The 17,407-nt window shown below is 62.3% G+C and carries 17 protein-coding genes; 8 read left to right on the forward strand and 9 right to left on the reverse strand.

Annotated elements, in window-relative coordinates:
* Positions 1 to 20 precede the first annotated feature (20 nt).
* From ACEN42_RS15545 to ACEN42_RS15555, 3 genes are all read right to left on the reverse strand, one after another.
* Positions 21 to 728, reverse strand: coding sequence for a hypothetical protein (locus ACEN42_RS15545; RefSeq protein ID WP_371881745.1), 708 nt, complete (start codon positions 726 to 728; stop codon positions 21 to 23).
* Between the two features lie 11 nt (positions 729 to 739).
* A complete protein-coding gene (locus ACEN42_RS15550) occupies positions 740 to 1,375 on the reverse strand; it encodes a hypothetical protein (RefSeq protein WP_371881746.1) in 636 nt (211 codons plus the stop codon).
* Positions 1,376 to 1,554: 179 nt separating this feature from the next.
* Positions 1,555 to 1,938, reverse strand: a complete 384-nt coding sequence (locus tag ACEN42_RS15555; protein WP_371881747.1) for a hypothetical protein — start codon at positions 1,936 to 1,938, stop codon at positions 1,555 to 1,557.
* A gap of 213 nt (positions 1,939 to 2,151) precedes the next feature.
* Here ACEN42_RS15555 and ACEN42_RS15560 point away from each other — a divergent pair, with 213 nt between their 5' ends.
* From ACEN42_RS15560 to ACEN42_RS15575, 4 genes are all read left to right on the forward strand, one after another.
* Positions 2,152 to 2,466 carry a helix-turn-helix domain-containing protein gene (locus tag ACEN42_RS15560; protein ID WP_371881748.1) on the forward strand — a complete coding sequence of 105 codons (315 nt, stop codon included), beginning with the start codon at positions 2,152 to 2,154 and terminating at the stop codon, positions 2,464 to 2,466.
* A 340-nt stretch (positions 2,467 to 2,806) separates the two neighbouring features.
* Entirely contained in the window at positions 2,807 to 3,223 is a 417-nt protein-coding gene (locus tag ACEN42_RS15565) for an acyl-CoA thioesterase (protein WP_371882287.1), read from the forward strand.
* Positions 3,224 to 3,287: 64 nt separating this feature from the next.
* Positions 3,288 to 3,539 (forward strand): type II toxin-antitoxin system Phd/YefM family antitoxin, encoded by a 252-nt coding sequence (locus tag ACEN42_RS15570; RefSeq protein ID WP_187605365.1) that lies wholly within the window; start codon positions 3,288 to 3,290, stop codon positions 3,537 to 3,539.
* The gene (locus ACEN42_RS15575; protein ID WP_371881749.1) at positions 3,539 to 3,826 is read left to right on the forward strand and encodes a type II toxin-antitoxin system RelE/ParE family toxin; all 288 of its coding nucleotides are present in this window, start codon (positions 3,539 to 3,541) and stop codon (positions 3,824 to 3,826) included. The genes ACEN42_RS15570 and ACEN42_RS15575 overlap by 1 nt, the downstream gene beginning before the upstream one ends.
* Before the next feature lie 115 nt (positions 3,827 to 3,941).
* On the opposite strand, the gene ACEN42_RS15580 is transcribed toward ACEN42_RS15575, so the two are convergent.
* Positions 3,942 to 4,868, reverse strand: a complete 927-nt coding sequence (locus tag ACEN42_RS15580; protein ID WP_238214431.1) for a VacJ family lipoprotein — start codon at positions 4,866 to 4,868, stop codon at positions 3,942 to 3,944.
* A 47-nt stretch (positions 4,869 to 4,915) separates the two neighbouring features.
* Entirely contained in the window at positions 4,916 to 7,576 is a 2,661-nt protein-coding gene (locus tag ACEN42_RS15585) for an MMPL family transporter (protein WP_371881750.1), read from the reverse strand.
* A 259-nt stretch (positions 7,577 to 7,835) separates the two neighbouring features.
* On the opposite strand from ACEN42_RS15585, the gene ACEN42_RS15590 reads away from it, so the two are divergent.
* Entirely contained in the window at positions 7,836 to 8,453 is a 618-nt protein-coding gene (locus ACEN42_RS15590; RefSeq protein WP_187605361.1) for a phospholipid-binding protein MlaC, read from the forward strand.
* A gap of 30 nt (positions 8,454 to 8,483) precedes the next feature.
* Here ACEN42_RS15590 and ACEN42_RS15595 read toward each other — a convergent pair whose 3' ends face one another.
* Both ACEN42_RS15595 and ACEN42_RS15600 read right to left on the reverse strand, forming a co-directional pair.
* Positions 8,484 to 9,122 (reverse strand): response regulator transcription factor, encoded by a 639-nt coding sequence (locus ACEN42_RS15595; RefSeq protein WP_371881751.1) that lies wholly within the window; start codon positions 9,120 to 9,122, stop codon positions 8,484 to 8,486.
* On the reverse strand, positions 9,112 to 10,539 hold the full coding sequence (locus ACEN42_RS15600; protein ID WP_371881752.1) for a cache domain-containing protein: 1,428 nt from the start codon (positions 10,537 to 10,539) through the stop codon (positions 9,112 to 9,114). The genes ACEN42_RS15595 and ACEN42_RS15600 overlap by 11 nt, the downstream gene beginning before the upstream one ends.
* A gap of 148 nt (positions 10,540 to 10,687) precedes the next feature.
* Between ACEN42_RS15600 and ACEN42_RS15605 the strand changes: the two genes are divergently transcribed.
* Together ACEN42_RS15605 and ACEN42_RS15610 are read left to right on the forward strand one after the other, a co-directional pair.
* A complete protein-coding gene (locus tag ACEN42_RS15605; RefSeq protein WP_371881753.1) occupies positions 10,688 to 12,772 on the forward strand; it encodes a carbon starvation CstA family protein in 2,085 nt (694 codons plus the stop codon).
* A gap of 10 nt (positions 12,773 to 12,782) precedes the next feature.
* Positions 12,783 to 12,977 (forward strand): YbdD/YjiX family protein, encoded by a 195-nt coding sequence (locus ACEN42_RS15610; RefSeq protein WP_035502870.1) that lies wholly within the window; start codon positions 12,783 to 12,785, stop codon positions 12,975 to 12,977.
* Between the two features lie 133 nt (positions 12,978 to 13,110).
* Here ACEN42_RS15610 and hpnH read toward each other — a convergent pair whose 3' ends face one another.
* Positions 13,111 to 14,265 carry an adenosyl-hopene transferase HpnH gene (gene hpnH / locus ACEN42_RS15615; protein ID WP_187605356.1) on the reverse strand — a complete coding sequence of 385 codons (1,155 nt, stop codon included), beginning with the start codon at positions 14,263 to 14,265 and terminating at the stop codon, positions 13,111 to 13,113.
* A 13-nt stretch (positions 14,266 to 14,278) separates the two neighbouring features.
* A complete protein-coding gene (gene ispH / locus ACEN42_RS15620) occupies positions 14,279 to 15,241 on the reverse strand; it encodes a 4-hydroxy-3-methylbut-2-enyl diphosphate reductase (RefSeq protein ID WP_187605355.1) in 963 nt (320 codons plus the stop codon).
* 432 nt (positions 15,242 to 15,673) lie between these two features.
* On the opposite strand from ispH, the gene ACEN42_RS15625 reads away from it, so the two are divergent.
* A complete protein-coding gene (locus tag ACEN42_RS15625; RefSeq protein WP_371881754.1) occupies positions 15,674 to 16,876 on the forward strand; it encodes a glycosyltransferase in 1,203 nt (400 codons plus the stop codon).
* Positions 16,877 to 17,407: the final 531 nt, after the last annotated feature.

Raw genomic sequence — 17,407 nt, forward strand, 5'->3', positions numbered from 1 at the left:
GGCCTAGAAAGGAGCCGTGCTCAGCGCTTCGTGAATTCTTCAGCGGCTTTTTGCACGGGCTTGACCTTTTTTATCGCGAGAAATTGCAGCGGCGTGGCGCCACCAAGAGGCTCTGTTGGAGTCGTGAAAAATTCCCACCTGTTCCAACCGGACATATCATCCAAGCTACGCACAACCTTCGCGAAGTCGTTGTGATGAATCATGGGGGAGAGAAAGAATGCAGGGATGTACACCTCGCCTTCGAGCTCAACGCTAAAGACTCTCCCTGAAGCTAGGGATTTGCCCAGTTTCTTCTCTGTGACATCTGCAGCTCCTAGGTAGTCGTCCATGCGCAGCAACTTTCCCTGACGTACAAGGTCGTAGCGCTCGGGGTTTGCCGACGCGCTCTGTATCAAATCCTCGTTTTTAGATGTTCGCAGTTTCGATTGACGGCGAATGCGCTTGCGTAGATTCTCGTCCTCGTCATGCATCGAGGGAAGGTCTATGTTGAGTATCGTCGATACGCCAATGACTTCCCATAGTCGATTCTTGAACCGGCGCCCGAGCTCCTCGTCGGAGAGTTCTAAAAGTGCGTTCCAGCCTGTAGGGTCAACCAGGAGAGCAGCGACAACTGCATGATGAATCGCACGGTCTATCTGTGCAAGCCGCGCCTCTTCGAGCGAAAGAATGCGTCGTTTTTGGCGAGACGGCCGTGGCGTTGATACTCCTTTGTTCGCGATTGGATTCATGGCGGTAGGGGTTAGTCAGAGACCGGTGTCGTTCTCGTGATACTAAAAAACATCGCACTCAGGGCTTTGAACTCATCGGCTGCCGCCAGTGCTCGCTCCACTTGCTCGCGCCCTAGAAGTCTTAGCGGCGTGAGACCTCCAAGTGATTCTGATGGCGTCGTGAAGAATTTCCATTTACTCCAACCGGTCACGTCACCCAGGCGCCGTACCACCCTAGCAAAGTCCCTGCGATTGAATAGATTCGACAGGGCAAAAATTGGGTAATACTGGTTGGACTCAAATTCCACGGTGAACACTCGGCCCGACGCAACGTCCTCGCTTAGCTTTGCCTCAGTGATACCCGCAGCTTTGCAAAAGTCATCAGCGGGTAGCAGCCTTCCTTGTAGAACAAGCGAGTACCGCTCTATGTTGGCCGCAGAGACACTGCTCAAACTTGGAAATTCCGAAGCTCGGCGGGCGGTGATGCGACCTCGCTTCTCGTCTTCCTCACGGGTCGAGCTTAGGTCCAAGTTCGACAACGTAGCGGTGCCAATGACTTGGATGAGGTGTGCTTTGAAGAGGCGCCCGACTTCCGCATCGGACAGGAAAAGACTTGCTTCAGCGCCTGTTGGGTCCGACAGCATCGCCGCAACGGCGGCATTGCGCATGACGTGTCGCACATCAGTGCTCGTATTACTTCCGGACCGCGGCATATCCATCCCTTTGTGTTGCTACTTCAATACCTGTCGGTGCTGGACTAAGTCGAACGTTCGCGACCAGCGACAGGCCGGCCTTCACGGATAAGCTCGTTCTGCTGCCCGGCGCAGATTTCGAATCTCGCTCGTACTCACCCGTTTTCGAAGCTCAATACTTTGACCAACCGTGGTCTCTTAACACGCCTACCGGATGCGACAGGCGAACACCGTCTTGTCTCTCCGTCGGTGGTCGAATACCAGTAGTGCACGACGTCCTTATCTTTGCCCTCAGCCTCCTGCCACAAACCGCTTACTCGACAGAGCGTGACGGAAGCGTCAGCTTCGTTGCGAGCCAACAAGTGAACCGCAAAGCTGACATCGCCAAGATGCAGTACCAGTTCAATCAGCGCCTCGGCACCGTCCACCACCCAACCGTCCGGGCTCGCGCAATCCCCATCGCCAGATGAGGCAACCACAAAGAAGTTCAGCGTGAGGTCCGACCATCCAACGCACCGCCACGAAAGAAGTGGCTGCAAGAGTCTCTTCTTTATGGGATGTCGCTCTTCCCAACTGCTGTCAGTAAATAGCATCAGATCGGCCGACAAAATGTTTTAGGGTCTACAAGGAGCCAACTGCAATCGTTGCTTTTTGGGGCGCATGGCCGATCGGCAGACGAAGAATCGTCGACGTCGCACCGACTGACGATGTTCATATAGAACAAGCAATATGCGAAGATCGCATATGCGATTTTGGCATATGCGATTTTGGACTGCAAGCTGTTCACCTCGTGCCAGCTTGGTCCAACCGTGGAAAAATCTATATACACACAGCAGTACGGTCTCTTTCTTGCCAGTCTTCGAGATGCAAGGGAATCCGCCGGCATCCTGCAGAGCGAGCTGGCCGCGAGGCTTAATGTTGACCAACCATTTGTCAGTAAATGTGAGAGCGGGCAGCGCCGTCTCGACTTTATTGAAGTTCGAGAGTGGTGTGCCGCACTCGGGATGACGCTGAACGAGTTCACCGCGAGCTTTGAGGAAGCTATCGCTCGCGTACAAAAGGAATGAGAGGGGCATGAGCGGACGCACGTCGGAAGGAGGCTAGGCCGGCGCTGCGGGATGCCCACGCCGCTGTGCGCGGTGATCATCATCCGTTAGGGACTTGCTCTCTGACCTTAAAACTAAATTGAGGCAGGGTGCATCGCAACGGACAAATCACTCATTCGATCAATTTCGAGATCAGATAAAAAAATTTCATGGCGATGCTAGTTATCCCCAAGTCAAGCTGGTCTTGCTATTTCATAATGCGAAATCGTCAATTTCGCGGGATTCGGAATTATCGGTGAACGGCCGTCCCAAGGGCGTCAGCGGCCATGTTGACGAAAATGTAGGTCCGGAAAAAACAGCCTTGTTCGGCGGCAGTCTTCTGCGCTGGATCGACGAAGAAGCCGCGATTTACGCGATTTCGCAACTGGGCAACCAGCGCGTCGTGACCAAGTTCATGTCCGAGATCAACTTCGTCAGCTCGGCGCGCCAGGGCGACATCATCGAACTGGGTATCACCGCGACGCAATTCGGCCGCACGTCGATCACGCTGCGCGCGGAAGTCCGCAACAAGATCACGCGCAAGAGCATTCTGACCGTCGAGAAGATGGTGTTCGTGAATCTGAACGAGCAGGGCGAACCCGCGCCGCACGGCCGCACGCAGATTCGCTACGCCGATGAATTGTTCGAGGCGTATCGACGGGATCAGGGTGCGGTGGAAGCGCCGAATATGTCTGGCGACGATCTGTTCGAGGAAGTGGCGGAAGAGGCCGCGCATTGATCGCGTACCGACGCGATTAGCCATGTAAAATAGGTCGAAATTCAGACCTATTTTTGGTGCTTTCATGGAACGCATTCATAGCGTGTTGTCCGTCAGCATCTCCGAGTTCAAGCAGAACCCGGGGAAGATCGTCGACGAGGCGGGCGGTGAACCGGTCGCCGTACTTAATCACAATCGGCCTGCCTTCTACACGGTTTCTCCGGAGCTGATGGCGGAGATCGCCGAGTTGTATGACGAGCGCCAGTTGGCAACGTTGGTCCAGTCCCGGCTCAAATCGGTGAAACGCGCGGTCAAAGTCAACCTCGACGATCTTTGATGGCTTATGAACTCCTGTTCGTTCCCGAGGCACTAGAGGACTGGGCCGAACTGGATGGCTCGCTCAAAGCGCTTTTCAAGCAGGCATTGAGAAAACGGCTCAAGACGCCGCGTGTGCCGGGCTCCGAACTTCGGTCGCCCCTTTCAGATTGCTACAAAATCAAGCTGCGGGGAGTGGGCTATCGGCTCGTCTATCTGGTTCGCGACGACGAAGCCGATCCCGATATTGTCGTCCTGGCGGTTGGGCGTCGCGATGGCGGAATCTACGAGGCAGCCGCGGCGGCGTGAGAGCGAGGGCAGAGTCTTTGACGCGCCAAATCTCACGGCATCGAAGAAGCCGCGCACTAAAAACAAAACGGGCGCCCACGCGCCCGTTTTGCTTTTCCAGCCATCACCCCCCAGCTCACTTGCCCGCAGGCTGCGCCGCCGGATCGTCATACTGCGGCAGCCCCTGCGCCTTGCTCGAACTCGGCGACGGCTGGCCCTTTGGCGCGTTCTCTTCCGGCGCTGGCGATTTCCCGCCGACACCACCCGCAGGCGACGCCGCCGCGCCCGGATCGACATACGTCGGCAAGCCTTGTTCCGTACTGCCACCACCGGTCTCGCCCGGCGCGCTCGCGCCTTCGGGCGCCGATGCGCCTTCGTCGCCGTAGTCGGGCAACGTGCTCGCGCCGCCGCCCGTCAGCAGGTACTGACGCCGCTGCGTGTAGGCATCGCGCACGAACGCGTATTTGTCGAGCGCGGCGGCCGAGAGCAGATCCGTCGCGCCGATCAGGTCCGCGCGCGCGCTCACGAAGTTCACTCCAAACAACGGCCAGCGTATTTCCGCTTCGGAATAACTCAGGGGGTTCACGCGCCAGTCGACGAGCCAGGTCGTCGAATCGCGGAACGAGCTCGGGCCGAGCAGCGGCAGCACCAGATACGGCCCCGACGGCATGCCGTAGTGCCCGAGCGTCAGGCCGAAGTCCTGATGATGCTTCGGCAAGCCCGCGGGCGATGCGACATCGATCAGGCCGCCGACGCCGAACAGCGAGTTCATCGCGATGCGCATCAGATCCTGCGTCGCATCGGTGATCTTCAACTGCAGCAGGTTGTTCGCGAAGTTGGAGAAATCGCCGAGGTTCGAGAAGAAATTGCTAACGGCCGTGCGAAACGGGCTCGGCGTGTAATCGACGTAGAACTGCGCGACCGGCTTGGCGACGTAGGTGTCGAGCGTGTCGTTGAACGTGAAGATCTTGCGGTTCATCGGCTCGAGCGGGTCTTTCGGATTGCGGTCCGGGCCGGTGGCGCAGCCCGCTGTCGTGAGCACGCCCGCAATCGCCAGACTCATCCCCAATTTACGCACTGCACGAGCGGTCAAAGCCGTCGATCCCCACTTCATTCTTCAATTCCTCTTAGGTTGTCATGTCGTTGCGCCGCCCTGAGCTTCGCCCGCGCCGCCGCGCGCACCTTGCGCGGCTTGCCCATCAGAACGGGCTGGAACACCACCGCGCCGATCAGCGTGCAAAAGAGCGACAGCGCCAGCAGCCGTCCCATGCTCGACGTGCCCGGATGATGAGAGAACCACAGGCTGCCGAACGCCGTCGCCGTCGTGGCCGCACTGAACATAACGGCATGGGTGAGGCTCGACTGTAGCAAGCGCGTCTGCCCGGAGCGCCACGCCATCACGAAGTAGATCTTGAACGCGACGCCGACGCCCAGCATCAGCGGCAGCGCGATGATGTTCGCGAAGTTGAGCGGCATCCTGAAGACGACGCACAGTTCCAGCGTGACGATCGCCGAGACGAGCAACGGTACCAAAGTTCTCAAAACGTCGCCAAAACGGCGCAGCGCGATCCACAGCAGCACGGTGATCGCGATGAGCGAGTAGAGCGCCGCCTGCTCGAACGCCTTGATGATCGTCTCCGCCGAATGGCGCACGGAAATCGGCCCGCCGATGGCGTCGGGCGCCGCCTTCTGCACCGCGTCGGCGAAGCGGGCGAGCAGCGCGTCGTCGTTGGGATCGACGCCTGGCGGAACCTTCGGCGCGATGTCGACGAGCGCCTGGCCCTGCGGCGTCACGAACGACGCGACCATCTGCGGCGGCAGCGTTTCGCGCGTGATTTCCGTCGGCGTGAGCAGCGCGCGCAATTGCGCGAGCGCGATTCGGAGCGGCTCGGCCATCGCGTGTTCGGCGCGGTCGCGGGTCGCGGAGTCGGCTTGCGCCAGCTTCGCGAGCGTCTGCGACAGATGTTTCGCTTCCTTGTCGCCCGGACCGGGATGCTCCTCGGCGGCGAGCGAGAGCTGGCTCGACACCCGTTTCAGCGCGGCGACGCGCACCGCGTCCGTCACGGGCGATGCCGTCTGCTGATCGAGCGCGGGCAGCAATTGATCGGCGGCGGCCTTGATGAGCTCCAGTTTCTTCGGCTGATCGGCGGGAATGAGCGACGAGAGCGTCGTCGCGCTGCCGACTTCCGGCAGTTTTCGCAGCTTCGCGGCGGTGTTGTCGGCGTCGGCGAGCGAGGGCGCGAGCACCGCGACATCGTTCACCGCGCCTTCCGGCGAATCCTTGAGCGCGATGAGCGTCGCCATCGACTCGGTGTGCGGGTCCTTCAGATGCAGCGGGTTGAAGTCGAAACGCAGATCGAAGAGCAGCGGCAGCGCGCCGATCACGACCACGAGCGTACCGATCAGCACCGGTTTGCGATGCTTGTCGAGGAATTCGTCGAGCGGCGCGAGCACCGGAAAGCCCGGCGAATGCGCTTCGCCCGGCGGCGCGAACACCTTGATGAGCGCGGGCAGGAGCGTCATGTTGGTCGCGTAGGCGACGAACATGCCGACGCCCGCGATCAGCCCCAGCTCCGACACGCCGCGATACGCGGTCGGCAGAAACGAGAAGAAGCTCGCGGCCGTCGCGGCGGCGGCGAGCGTGAGCGGCACGGCGACATGACGCGCGGTTTCCGCGAGCGACACGTCGAGCCGCCTGTGCTTGTAGCGCTCCTCGCGATACTTCACGCCGAACTGGATGCCGAAATCCACGCCCAGGCCGACGAACAGCACCATGAACGCGACCGAGATCATGTTGAGCGCGTGGACCATCATGAGTCCGAGCGCGGCGGTGATCGCGAGCCCGACGAAGAGCGTGATGAACACCGCGAGGATCATGCGCTTCGAGCGCAGCGCGACCCAGAGGATCATCAGCACGACGAGGAAGGTCAGCACGCCGTTGAGCACGGCGCCGTCCTGCACGGACGCGAATTCCTCGTCGGCGAGCGGCTGCGCGCCGGTCAGATGCAGCGTCGCGCCGTATTTTTTGTCGATGCCGAGTTCGGCGGCCTTCGCGCGAATCTCCTCCGACGTGCCCGCCGCCGCCTTCAGCGCATTGAAGTTCAGCTCCGGCAACACGGTGACGAACGCGCGCCCCGGCGCGGCGCTGTCGGACGAATCCGCGAGGCCGCGCCACGAAAATGCCGCGGGCTGATTCGCCAGCACGCGGTCGAGCACCGTCGCGCTTCTGCCGAGCAGACCCGCCATCTGGCCGAGACTGACCTGTCCGAGCGTGAGCGGCAGATTGAGCGTGGTGTTGAGCGTCTGCGCGAGGCCGGTGAGCGTCGGGTCGTGCGCGAGCGTATTGATGAGCGGGCGCGCCTGCGCGAGCTGCTTCGTGACCTGTTCGACCTTGTCCGTCGGCAGATAGAGCAGGCCGTCGTGCTCGAAGAACGTGCCGCCCTCGGGCTGCGACACCGACTTGAAGCGCTCCGGCTCCTTCGCGAGCGCGGCGGCGAGTTCGTTCGCGGCGGCATCGGCGAATTCCTGGGCGGGCGCCTGAACGACGATCAGCAATGTCGCGCCGCGCTGCGGAAACGCCTCGTCGATGGCCTTGCTGCGCGCAGCCCACTCGGGCTCCGTCTCGATCAACTGGCTGACGTCGGTGCTGATTCTGAAGTGATGGACGACATAAATCGTGGAGAGCACGCCGAGCAGGAGCGAAACGGCGATAATCCACGCCGGCCGGCGGATGGCGAGGGTGACGAAGCGAGTAATGTTGGACGTCAGCATGAAGACGCTACCTGGTGCCTGTTATCTTTTGTGCGTGCGAACGCGCGAATTGCATAATGCCGAGCGCCGGAACCCGGATCATTTCCATTGAAACGATGCGGGGAGCCGCGCAAGTATACCGGGCGCACGCAACACGCCGCGCTTGAACTGTTGCGGCGCGGCGATGTCGATATACTGACCTCGCAGCAAGCTGGCCGCTCCTGCAATGCCGGAAGGCCGCACAACCCGCGCCACCAAACCTGATTAGAGAACGGGTGCCATGAAACGCTATTTGTCTATTTGCTTCGCTTTCCTCCTTGTCTCGCTGTCCTTCGCAGGCGAGGCGCTCGCACAAACGAGTCCCGATGCCGTCGTGAAGAATGCCGTCGAAGGCACCGTCAACGCGATGAAGGCCGACCCGCAGGCGCGCGGCGGCGACATGGCGAAGATCACGCAGCTCGTCGAGACGCGCTTCCTGCCCGCCACCGACTTCCAGCGCACCACGCGCATCGCGGTTGGGAAGGCCTGGGCGAGCGCCACGCCCGAGCAGCAAAAGCAGCTCTACGACCAGTTCCAGACGCTGCTGGTTCGCACCTATGCGGCTTCGCTTGCGCAATTGCGCGATCAGGACGTGAAGTTCAAGTTCGACGCCCCCAACATCGATGCCAACGCGAAAGACACGGTCGTCGAATCGCACGTCATTTCCACGGGCGGCGACAATCCCGTGCGCTATCGTCTGGAGAAGACGCCGCAGGGCTGGAAAATCTACGACATCGACATGATGGGCGCTTGGCTCATTCAGGTCTATCAGCAACAATTCGCCGGCCAGTTGCAAAAGGGCGGCGTCGACGGTCTCATCAAGTTCCTTTCCGAGCACAACGCCCGTTCGGCGGGCTGACGCTCGCGTCTCTTTGCTGGCAGGCCGGCCTCATGTTCTGCGGTGCTCCACCGCGAACTTGATCAGCTCGGCCTGTCCATCGATATCCAGTTTGCGCTTCAAATTCAGCCGATGCGTTTCCACCGTACGCACCGACAGCCCATGCTGCAGCGCGATCTGCTTGCTCGATAAGCCTTCGGCCAGCGCATCGAGAATATCGAGCTCGCGCGGCGTCAGGCGTTCGAGCGGCGTCTGCATCGACTGTGCCTGAATCATGCGCCCGGCGAGCCCGGCGCTGAAAAAGGTCTTTCCGGCAAGCACCGCGTCGATCGCCTGAATGATCTCGGTGGCCGGCGAATCCTTCAGCACGTAGCCGCTTGCGCCCGCGCGCACCGCCTGCTTCACGTACTCCACGTTGTCGTGCATCGACAACATCAGCACGCGGATGCCCGGGTGCCGCTCGTGAAAAAGCGCCGCCAGCTCGATGCCGCTCATGCCGGACATGCCGACGTCCATCAGCGCGAGATCGGGCGGATTCGCTTCGTCGGCGGCGAGTGCGAGCGCCTCTTTTGCGTTGCCCGCCTCGCCGATCACGGAGAGACGCGGCACGGAGTCGAGGCGGGCGCGCAGGCCGTCGCGCACGAGCGGATGATCGTCCACGAGAATGATGCGGGCGGGTTCAGCGCTCATCGGTATGTCCTTGAAGATTGGGTGCGGCGAGCGGCAGCGGCACGCTCGCGGTGATCGACGTGCGGCCGAGTTGCGAACTGATCGCCAGTGTGCCGCCGAGGGTGTCGAGCCGCTCGCGCATGTTGCGCAGGCCGACGCCGCTCGCCGGATCGGAGACCGCGCTGTGGGCGTCGAAGCCGCGGCCGTTGTCGGTGATGTCGAGCGTGACGGCGTGCGTGGCGATATCGAGCGTGATCGCCGCGCGCGAAGCCTGCGCGTGCCGCGCGATGTTGGTCAGCGCTTCCTGCGCGATGCGAAAGAGCACGGTGTTGACGGGATCCGGCAGGGTGGTGCGCTGCGTCGCGCAGGGCTTGCCGTGGTCCATCGCTTCGAAACGCGCCTCGATGCCGTCGTGTCCGTCGAATTCTCGCGCGAGTTGCTCGAGCGCGGCGGCGAGACCGAGATCATCGAGCATCGCGGGACGCAGCGCATGCGAGATGCGGCGCACTTCGCGCAGCGTGCCGGAGAGGCGTCCGAGGCTTGTCGCGAGCGCGGCTTCGGCGGTCGGTTCGCGCGCCGCGCCGCGCTCGAAACGCGCGAGCGCCGATTCGAGCAGCAGCTTCACCGAGACCAGCATCTGGCTGATGCCGTCGTGCAACTCGCGCGACAGCCGTGCGCGTTCCTGTTCCTGCGAGTCCACGACTTGCCGCGCGAGGCGCTTCAGTTTCGCGTCGGCGCTGCGATGCTCGCTGATGTTCAGCACCGCGCCGCACACCGCGATGATCGCAAGCGCGGCGAGCGCGATCGCGCTGATCCACATCAGCGTGCGTTCGATGTTCGCGGCCGCCTGCGCATCGATGCGCGCAAGCGTCGTTTCGACATCTTCCAGATAGATGCCCGTGCCCATCATCCAGCCCCAGCGTTCGAGCGGCACCACGTAGCCGAGCTTCGGCGCGAGGAGGCCCGTGGACGGCCGCCGCCAGACGTAGCGCACGTAGCCGCCGCCTTTCGATGCCTGCTTGACGAGTTCCTGAATGGTGAGCGCGCCGTTCGGATCGCGCATCAGCCAGAGATCGCGTCCGACGAGATCAGGCTGGCGCGGATGCATAAGCGACGTGCCGTGCATCGTGTAGACGAAAAAGTAGCCGTCCTGTCCGAAGTCGAGGCGCTGCAACGCGTCGAGCGCGAGGCGGCGGCGTTCGTCGTCGCTGCGCGGATCGGTGGCGGGTGCATCGTAGTACGGTGCGATGGCGCTCTTCGCGATCTCGACGTAATGCCGCAGCTCGATTTCCTTGCTCGACATGTACGCGGCCTGCGTGGTGTCGTGCTGCGCCTGCGCGAGCGATTGCGCCTGCTGGCGCACGCCGTAGGTGATGCCGCCGATCGCCAGTGCGAACGGAACGATCGCGAGCAGGAAGATCTTAGCCTTAAGGTTCATCGATACAGGGTTTTCCGCTACGTGAAGCCACGTAGCGCGCATACGTAGTTATGCGCTTGTAAGCGCCGTGGCGAAAGCGAATACTACCGCCCAATGCGCTATCACGGCGCATCCATCGACCTGACGGGTCAATAACTAAGGAGACGCCATGAATCGGGCTTCCGGATTCCTGGGCTGGATCGCGCTCGCGCTATTGGGCGCGTTCGCATTCGGCACTATTGCACTCGCGCACGGCGAGCGCATCAGCGCACTATGGATCGTCATCGCGGCGGTCTGCGTCTATCTCATCGCTTACCGGTTCTACTCGCGCTTCATTGCGTCGAAAGTCCTGCAGCTCGACGGCCTGCGCATGACGCCGGCCGTTCGTCACAACGATGGCCTCGACTACGTGCCGACGAACAAATACGTGCTCTTCGGGCATCACTTCGCGGCGATCGCGGGCGCGGGTCCACTGGTCGGCCCGGTGCTGGCCGCGCAGATGGGCTATACGCCCGGCATGCTGTGGATTCTCGGCGGCGTGGTGTTCGCGGGCGCGGTGCAGGACTTCGTCGTCCTGTTCATCTCGACGCGTCGCGACGGCCGCTCGCTCGGCGATCTCATCAAGATGGAGCTCGGCACCGTGCCCGGCGTGATTGCGCTTTTCGGCGCGTTCCTCATCATGGTGATCATTCTCGCGGTGCTCGCGCTGATCGTCGTGAAGGCGCTCACCAATTCGCCGTGGGGCACGTTCACCGTCGCGGCGACCATCCCGATCGCGCTCTTCATGGGCATCTATACGCGTTACATCCGTCCGGGACGCATCGGCGAGGTGTCGATCATCGGCTTCATCGGTCTGATGCTCGCGATCGTGTACGGCGGGCAAGTCGCCGAATCCGCGACGCTCGCGCCGTACTTCACGTTCACCGGCGTGCAGCTCGTGTGGATCCTGATCGGCTACGGTTTCGTCGCGTCGGTGCTGCCGGTGTGGCTGCTGCTTGCGCCGCGCGATTATCTGTCGACGTTCCTCAAGATCGGCACGATTCTCGGCCTCGCGATCGGCATTCTGATCGTCGCGCCCGAGCTGAAGATGCCGGCCTTCACGAAGTTCGTCGATGGCAGTGGGCCGGTGTGGTCGGGCAACCTGTTCCCGTTCCTGTTCATCACGATCGCGTGCGGCGCGGTGTCGGGCTTTCACGCGCTGATCTCGTCGGGCACGACGCCGAAGATGATCGATAACGAAGCCAACATGCGCTTCATCGGCTATGGCGCGATGCTGATGGAATCGTTCGTCGCGATGATGGCGCTTGTCGCCGCCTGCGTGATCGAGCCGGGCGTGTACTTCGCGATGAACAGCCCCGCCGCGCTGCTCGGCTCGACGCCCGAAGCGGTCGCGCAGACCGTGTCGAGCTGGGGCTTCCTGCTGACGCCGGACATGCTGACATCGACGGCGAAGGCGGTCGGCGAGACGACCATCGTGGCGCGTGCCGGCGGCGCGCCGACGCTCGCGGTCGGCATGGCGCACATTCTTCATCAGGTGATCGGCGGCCCGGCGATGATGGCGTTCTGGTATCACTTCGCCATTCTGTTCGAGGCGCTCTTCATCCTGACCGCCGTCGATGCGGGCACGCGCGCCGGCCGCTTCATGCTGCAGGATCTGCTCGGCACGTTCCATCCGGCGCTGCGCCGCACGGAGTCGCTTCCGGCCAACCTCGTCGCGACGGGCCTGTGCGTCGCCGCGTGGGGCTACTTCCTGTATCAGGGCGTGGTCGATCCGTTCGGTGGCATCAACACGCTGTGGCCGCTCTTCGGCATCTCGAACCAGATGCTCGCGGGCATCGCGCTGATGCTCGGCACCGTCGTGCTGTTCAAGATGAAGCGCGAGCGCTATGCGTGGGTCACGCTGCTGCCGACGATCTGGCTGCTCATCTGCACGTTGACGGCCGGCTGGCAGAAGATTTTCGACGCGAATCCGAAGGTCGGCTTCCTCGCGCACGCGGGCAAGCTGAAGGATGCGTACGACGCGGGCAAGGTGATGGCGCCGGCGAAGTCGCTCGCGGAGATGCAGCGGATCATCTTCAATGATTACGTCGATGCGGCGCTTGCCGGGTTGTTCATCTTCGTGGTGGTGAGCATCGCGGTGTATGGCGTGCTGGCGGTGTTGCGCGCGCGTCGCGAAACGAAGCCGACAGTGCGCGAGACGCCTTTCGAAGCGATGCCCGCCGGCGCGAGCGCGGCGGTTCGTTCGGGCCACTAGGGAGCGCGCGATGTTCACCGATCTTCGTCAAGCAGGACGGTATCTCGGCCAGGCGATGCGTCTGATGGTCGGGATGCCTGATTACGATGCGTATGTCACGCACATGCAGACGACGCATCCCGACAAGCCGATGATGAGCTATGCGGAGTTTTTCCGCGAGCGTCAGGAGGCGAGGTATGGATCGGGGGCGGGGAAGTGCTGTTGAGTTGATGGCTTGGCGGCAGTTGACGAGAACGCGACGGTGAGAGCCGTCGCGTTTTTTGCTCTTCATCAAAAACAAAAAGGGCGGATGACCCAAGTCACCCGCCCCTCGCGTTTCTACACGTTCAACGCGCGGCTCAGTTCACCGCCGCCGCTGTCTTCGCACCCTTGTTCTTCTGCGTGCGGCCGATCTCTTCCAGCTTGATCTCCACGTGCTTCGAGAACACGTACTCGGCCGGACGCTGCTTGTCGATCGGCAGATCCTTCGCGAATGCGCCCGTCGTGCGCGGACCCGAAAGAGCGATCTTCGCGGCCTTCAGCGGATGCGCCACCGTATCCATCACGGCGGTCGCTTCGAAGCCGCAGTGGACCATGCAGTCCGCGCACTTTTCGTACTTGCCCGTGCCGTACTTGTCCCAGTCGGTGGTTTCCATCAGTTCCTTGAAGGTCTTCACATAACCTTCGCCGACCAGATAGCACGGCTTTTGCCAGCCGAACACCGTACGCGCCGGGTTGCCCCACGGCGTGCACTGATACGTCTGGTTGCCCGCGAGAAAATCGAGGAACAGCGTCGACTGGCTGAACGACCAGTTCTTGCCGTTGTTGCCGCGCTTGAAGATTTCGCGGAACAGGTTCTTGGTCTTTTCGCGATTCAGGAAGTGCTGCTGATCCGGCGCGCGCTCGTAGGCATAGCCCGGCGAGACCGTGATGCCATCGACGCCGATCGGACCGAGCGTGTCGAAGAACTTCGCCACGCGCTCGGGTTCCGCATCGTTGAACAGCGTGCAGTTGATGTTCACACGGAAGCCCCGGCGCTTCGCTTCCTTGATCGCGGCGACGGCCTTGTCGTAGGTGCCCGGTTGCGAAACCGAGTGATCGTGCGCCTCGCGGTCGCCGTCGAGGTGCACCGACCAGACGAAGTACGGGCTCGGCTCGTAGTCGTCCATCTTCTTTTCCATCAGCAGCGCGTTCGTGCAGAGATACACGAACTTCTTGCGCGCCATGATGCCCTTCACGATCTGCGGCATTTCCTTGTGCAGCAACGGCTCGCCGCCCGCGATCGACACGACCGGCGCGCCGCACTCGTCGACGGCGCCGAGACACTCTTCCAGCGACAGACGCTGGTTCAGGATCGGATCCGGATAATCGATCTTGCCGCAGCCGTTACAGGCGAGATTGCAGCGGAACAGCGGTTCCAGCATCAGCGCGAGCGGGTAACGCTTGGTGCCCGTGAAGTGCTGCTTGAAGATGTAGGCGCCTACGCGGGCCTTCTGGAGCATCGGGATAGACAATTGCGTCCTCTCCTTATTCTTCGCGAGTCGCGGTTGCCGCAACGGCGGCGACCGGCTGAGTGAGCTTCGCGGGAAGTTTGAATTCGACCTTTTCCTCGCGGCCGTTCATCGTCGTGACTTCGACGGTTCCGAACGCGCGCAGGGCATCGATCACATGTTTGACCATTTCCTCGGGCGCCGAAGCGCCTGCGGTGATGCCGACCGTCTGCACATTGGCAAACCACTCCGGCCTGATCTCTGAACCGTCCGCGACGAGGTAGCTCGGAACGCCGGTTTCGGCGCCGATTTCCCGCAGGCGGTTCGAATTGGAACTGTTGGTCGCGCCGACCACGAGCAGCACATCCACCTGGCTCGACAGCTCGCGCACGGCGGCCTGGCGGTTTTGCGTCGCGTAGCAGATGTCGCGCGTGTCCGGGCCGACGATATCCGTGAAGCGGCGCTGCAAGGCATCGATGATGCCGCGTGTGTCATCGACCGAAAGCGTGGTCTGCGTGACGTAGGCGACGGGCGTATCGGGCGCGAGGGTCATCTTCTCCACTTCGGCTTCGCTTTGCACCAGCACGACTTCGCCCGGAATCTGCCCGATCGTGCCTTCGACTTCCGGATGGCCCGCATGGCCGATCAAAATGAGCGTGCGCCCCTGCGATACATACTGGCGGCCTTGCACGTGAACTTTGGTGACGAGCGGGCAGGTGGCGTCCAGCACATCGAGCCCGCGCGTCTGCGCATCCTTCTCGACACTCTGCGCGACGCCGTGCGCGCTGAAGATCGCGACCGCGCCGTGCGGCACTTCATCCAGTTCCTCGACGAAACGCGCACCCTTGCTGCGCAGATTATCGACGACATGACGGTTGTGAACGATCTCGTGACGCACATAGACGGGGGCGCCATGTCGTTCGAGGGCCCGATCGACGATTTCGATCGCACGGACCACACCCGCACAAAAGCCGCGGGGTTGAGCAAGGATGATACGCATATTCGAACGAACTCCGACTGACGCGGGTTTCGGGGTTAGCCGGCGCGAAGCTCGCGCTTTCCTTTGATTCGGCCTTCACGACGCCTCGGAGACGTTAAAAACGCCCCGGGAAAGCAGACCGGAAAAAAAGACACGGTGATTTGGTCTGCGCGCCGAAGTTGACCGCGTATTCTAACCCGTTCCCTTTTTGGGTGCTCAATGCCCGCTTCACTGCGTGCAGCCGCCCGGCGCGTGCCGATACGGCAATTTTCAGAACCCAGTAAACTGTCGGACGCCTCGGACCGCATGGCGGCGAGACTTGCGCCGTTGCGCCCCGCCCGGCGGCCTTCCGGACGAACTTCCGGCGCCGTTCGATTTGTGTATTTTTCGCGCAACGCCTCGTCGACCGCGCCATCCGGCTGCGCCACTGTTTCCAAGCTAATTGTTTATTTCATGCTACTGATCGCCTGGCTGTCTTTTTTGATCTGGATCGTGCTGCTGTTCGCCCGCGGCGGCTTCTGGCGCGCGGAACCTGCGCCGGCGCTATCCGGTACGACGGTCCACGCCGTCGGCAACGCGGAGATCGCGCGTCGTGGCGCATGGCCCGCGCTCGTGGCCGTCGTGCCGGCGCGCAACGAGGCCGACGTCATCGGGCGCGCGGTCGGCTCGCTCCTGAAGCAGGACTACGCGGGCGCGTTCCATGTGATCGTCGTCGATGACCACAGCACCGACGGCACCGCCCAGGTCGCGCTCGCCGCCGCACGCGATCTCGGGCTTGAAGACCGTCTGACCGTGCTGACCGCGCAGCCGCTGCCGCCGGGCTGGTCGGGCAAGGTGTGGGCGCAGTCGCAGGGCATCGGTGCGATCGATTCGCTCGGTCTGCCTGCCGAGTTCCTGCTCCTGACCGACGCGGACATCTACCATCCGGCCGATGCCGCGACGCAGCTCGTCGCGCGCACGATTCTCGAAGACCGCGATCTGGTCTCGCTGATGGTGCGTTTGCGTTGCGATTCACTCTGGGAGAAGGTGCTGATTCCGGCGTTCGTGTTTTTCTTCGCGAAGCTCTATCCGTTCGCCTGGGTCAACGACGTGAAGAAGCCGACTGCCGGTGCGGCGGGCGGCTGCATGCTCGTACGCCGCGCGGCGCTGGTGGAGGCGGGCGGGATCGAATCGATCCGACAGGAACTGATCGACGATTGCAGTCTCGCCGCGCGCATCAAGCATCGCGCGGGCCGCACCGACGCGCGGCCGATTCGCCTCGATCTCGCCGAGGGCAGCGAATCGCTGCGTCCTTACGATAGTTGGCGCGATATCTGGAACATGATCGCTCGCACGGCTTTTACGCAGTTGCGCTATTCGCCGTTGCTGCTCGCCGGCACCGTGCTTGGCATGGTGGTTATCTATCTCGCGCCGCCGGTGCTTGCGCTGGCTTATGGCGCGCGGGCGTGGCCGGCATGCGCGGCGTGGGCGTTCATGTGCATCGCGTATGGTCCGATGCTGCGCTATTACCGCAGATCGCTGTTGTGGGCGCCGCTTCTGCCGCTCGTTGCGTTGTTTTATGTGAGCGCGACGATCGGCTCGGCGGTGCGTTACTGGAGCGGGAAAGGCGGGCAGTGGAAGGCGCGGGTGCAGGCGCCGGGGCAGGAGGGATCGTAGGTGGGTTTTTTGTTTCGCCGGATCCCATTGTCGCGGTGGTCTATTAGCACTGCCCCTGTGCGGGGCGGCAGTCACTTTCTTTGCTGCTGCAAAGAAAGTAACCAAAGAAAGCAGCTCGCTTAAGCCCACGGTCACACGCAGTTTAGCCATGCTTGCCAGCCGCCGATGGCACTCGCCTAAGTGTCGCCCTCGAAGGACTGACCGGGCTTGGCTCGCGCACGGTCTGACACATCGCGCCACACAACACACTGGTTCAGCACCAAATAGCTCCGGCCCGCTTCGCGGCCGACCGGTCAATCGGGTGTGCGTGCGCTTCGTTGCTAACGCCACCATCTCAATGCACTGCGTACACCGATGGTTTCCCTTGCGGACCCGGCGGCAGCGCGCAGCGCTGTGCCGAAGCTATTTGGTGCTGAACCAGCGCGCTGAAACGTCTCGGGCGGCAGACCGTGCGCGAGCCAAGCCCAGTTGGTCCTTCGAGGGCGACACTTAGGCGAGGACCATTGGCGGCTGGCAAGCATGGTCAACGTG

This window comes from Caballeronia sp. S22, assembly GCF_964261745.1.
Lineage (GTDB): Bacteria > Pseudomonadota > Gammaproteobacteria > Burkholderiales > Burkholderiaceae > Caballeronia > Caballeronia jiangsuensis.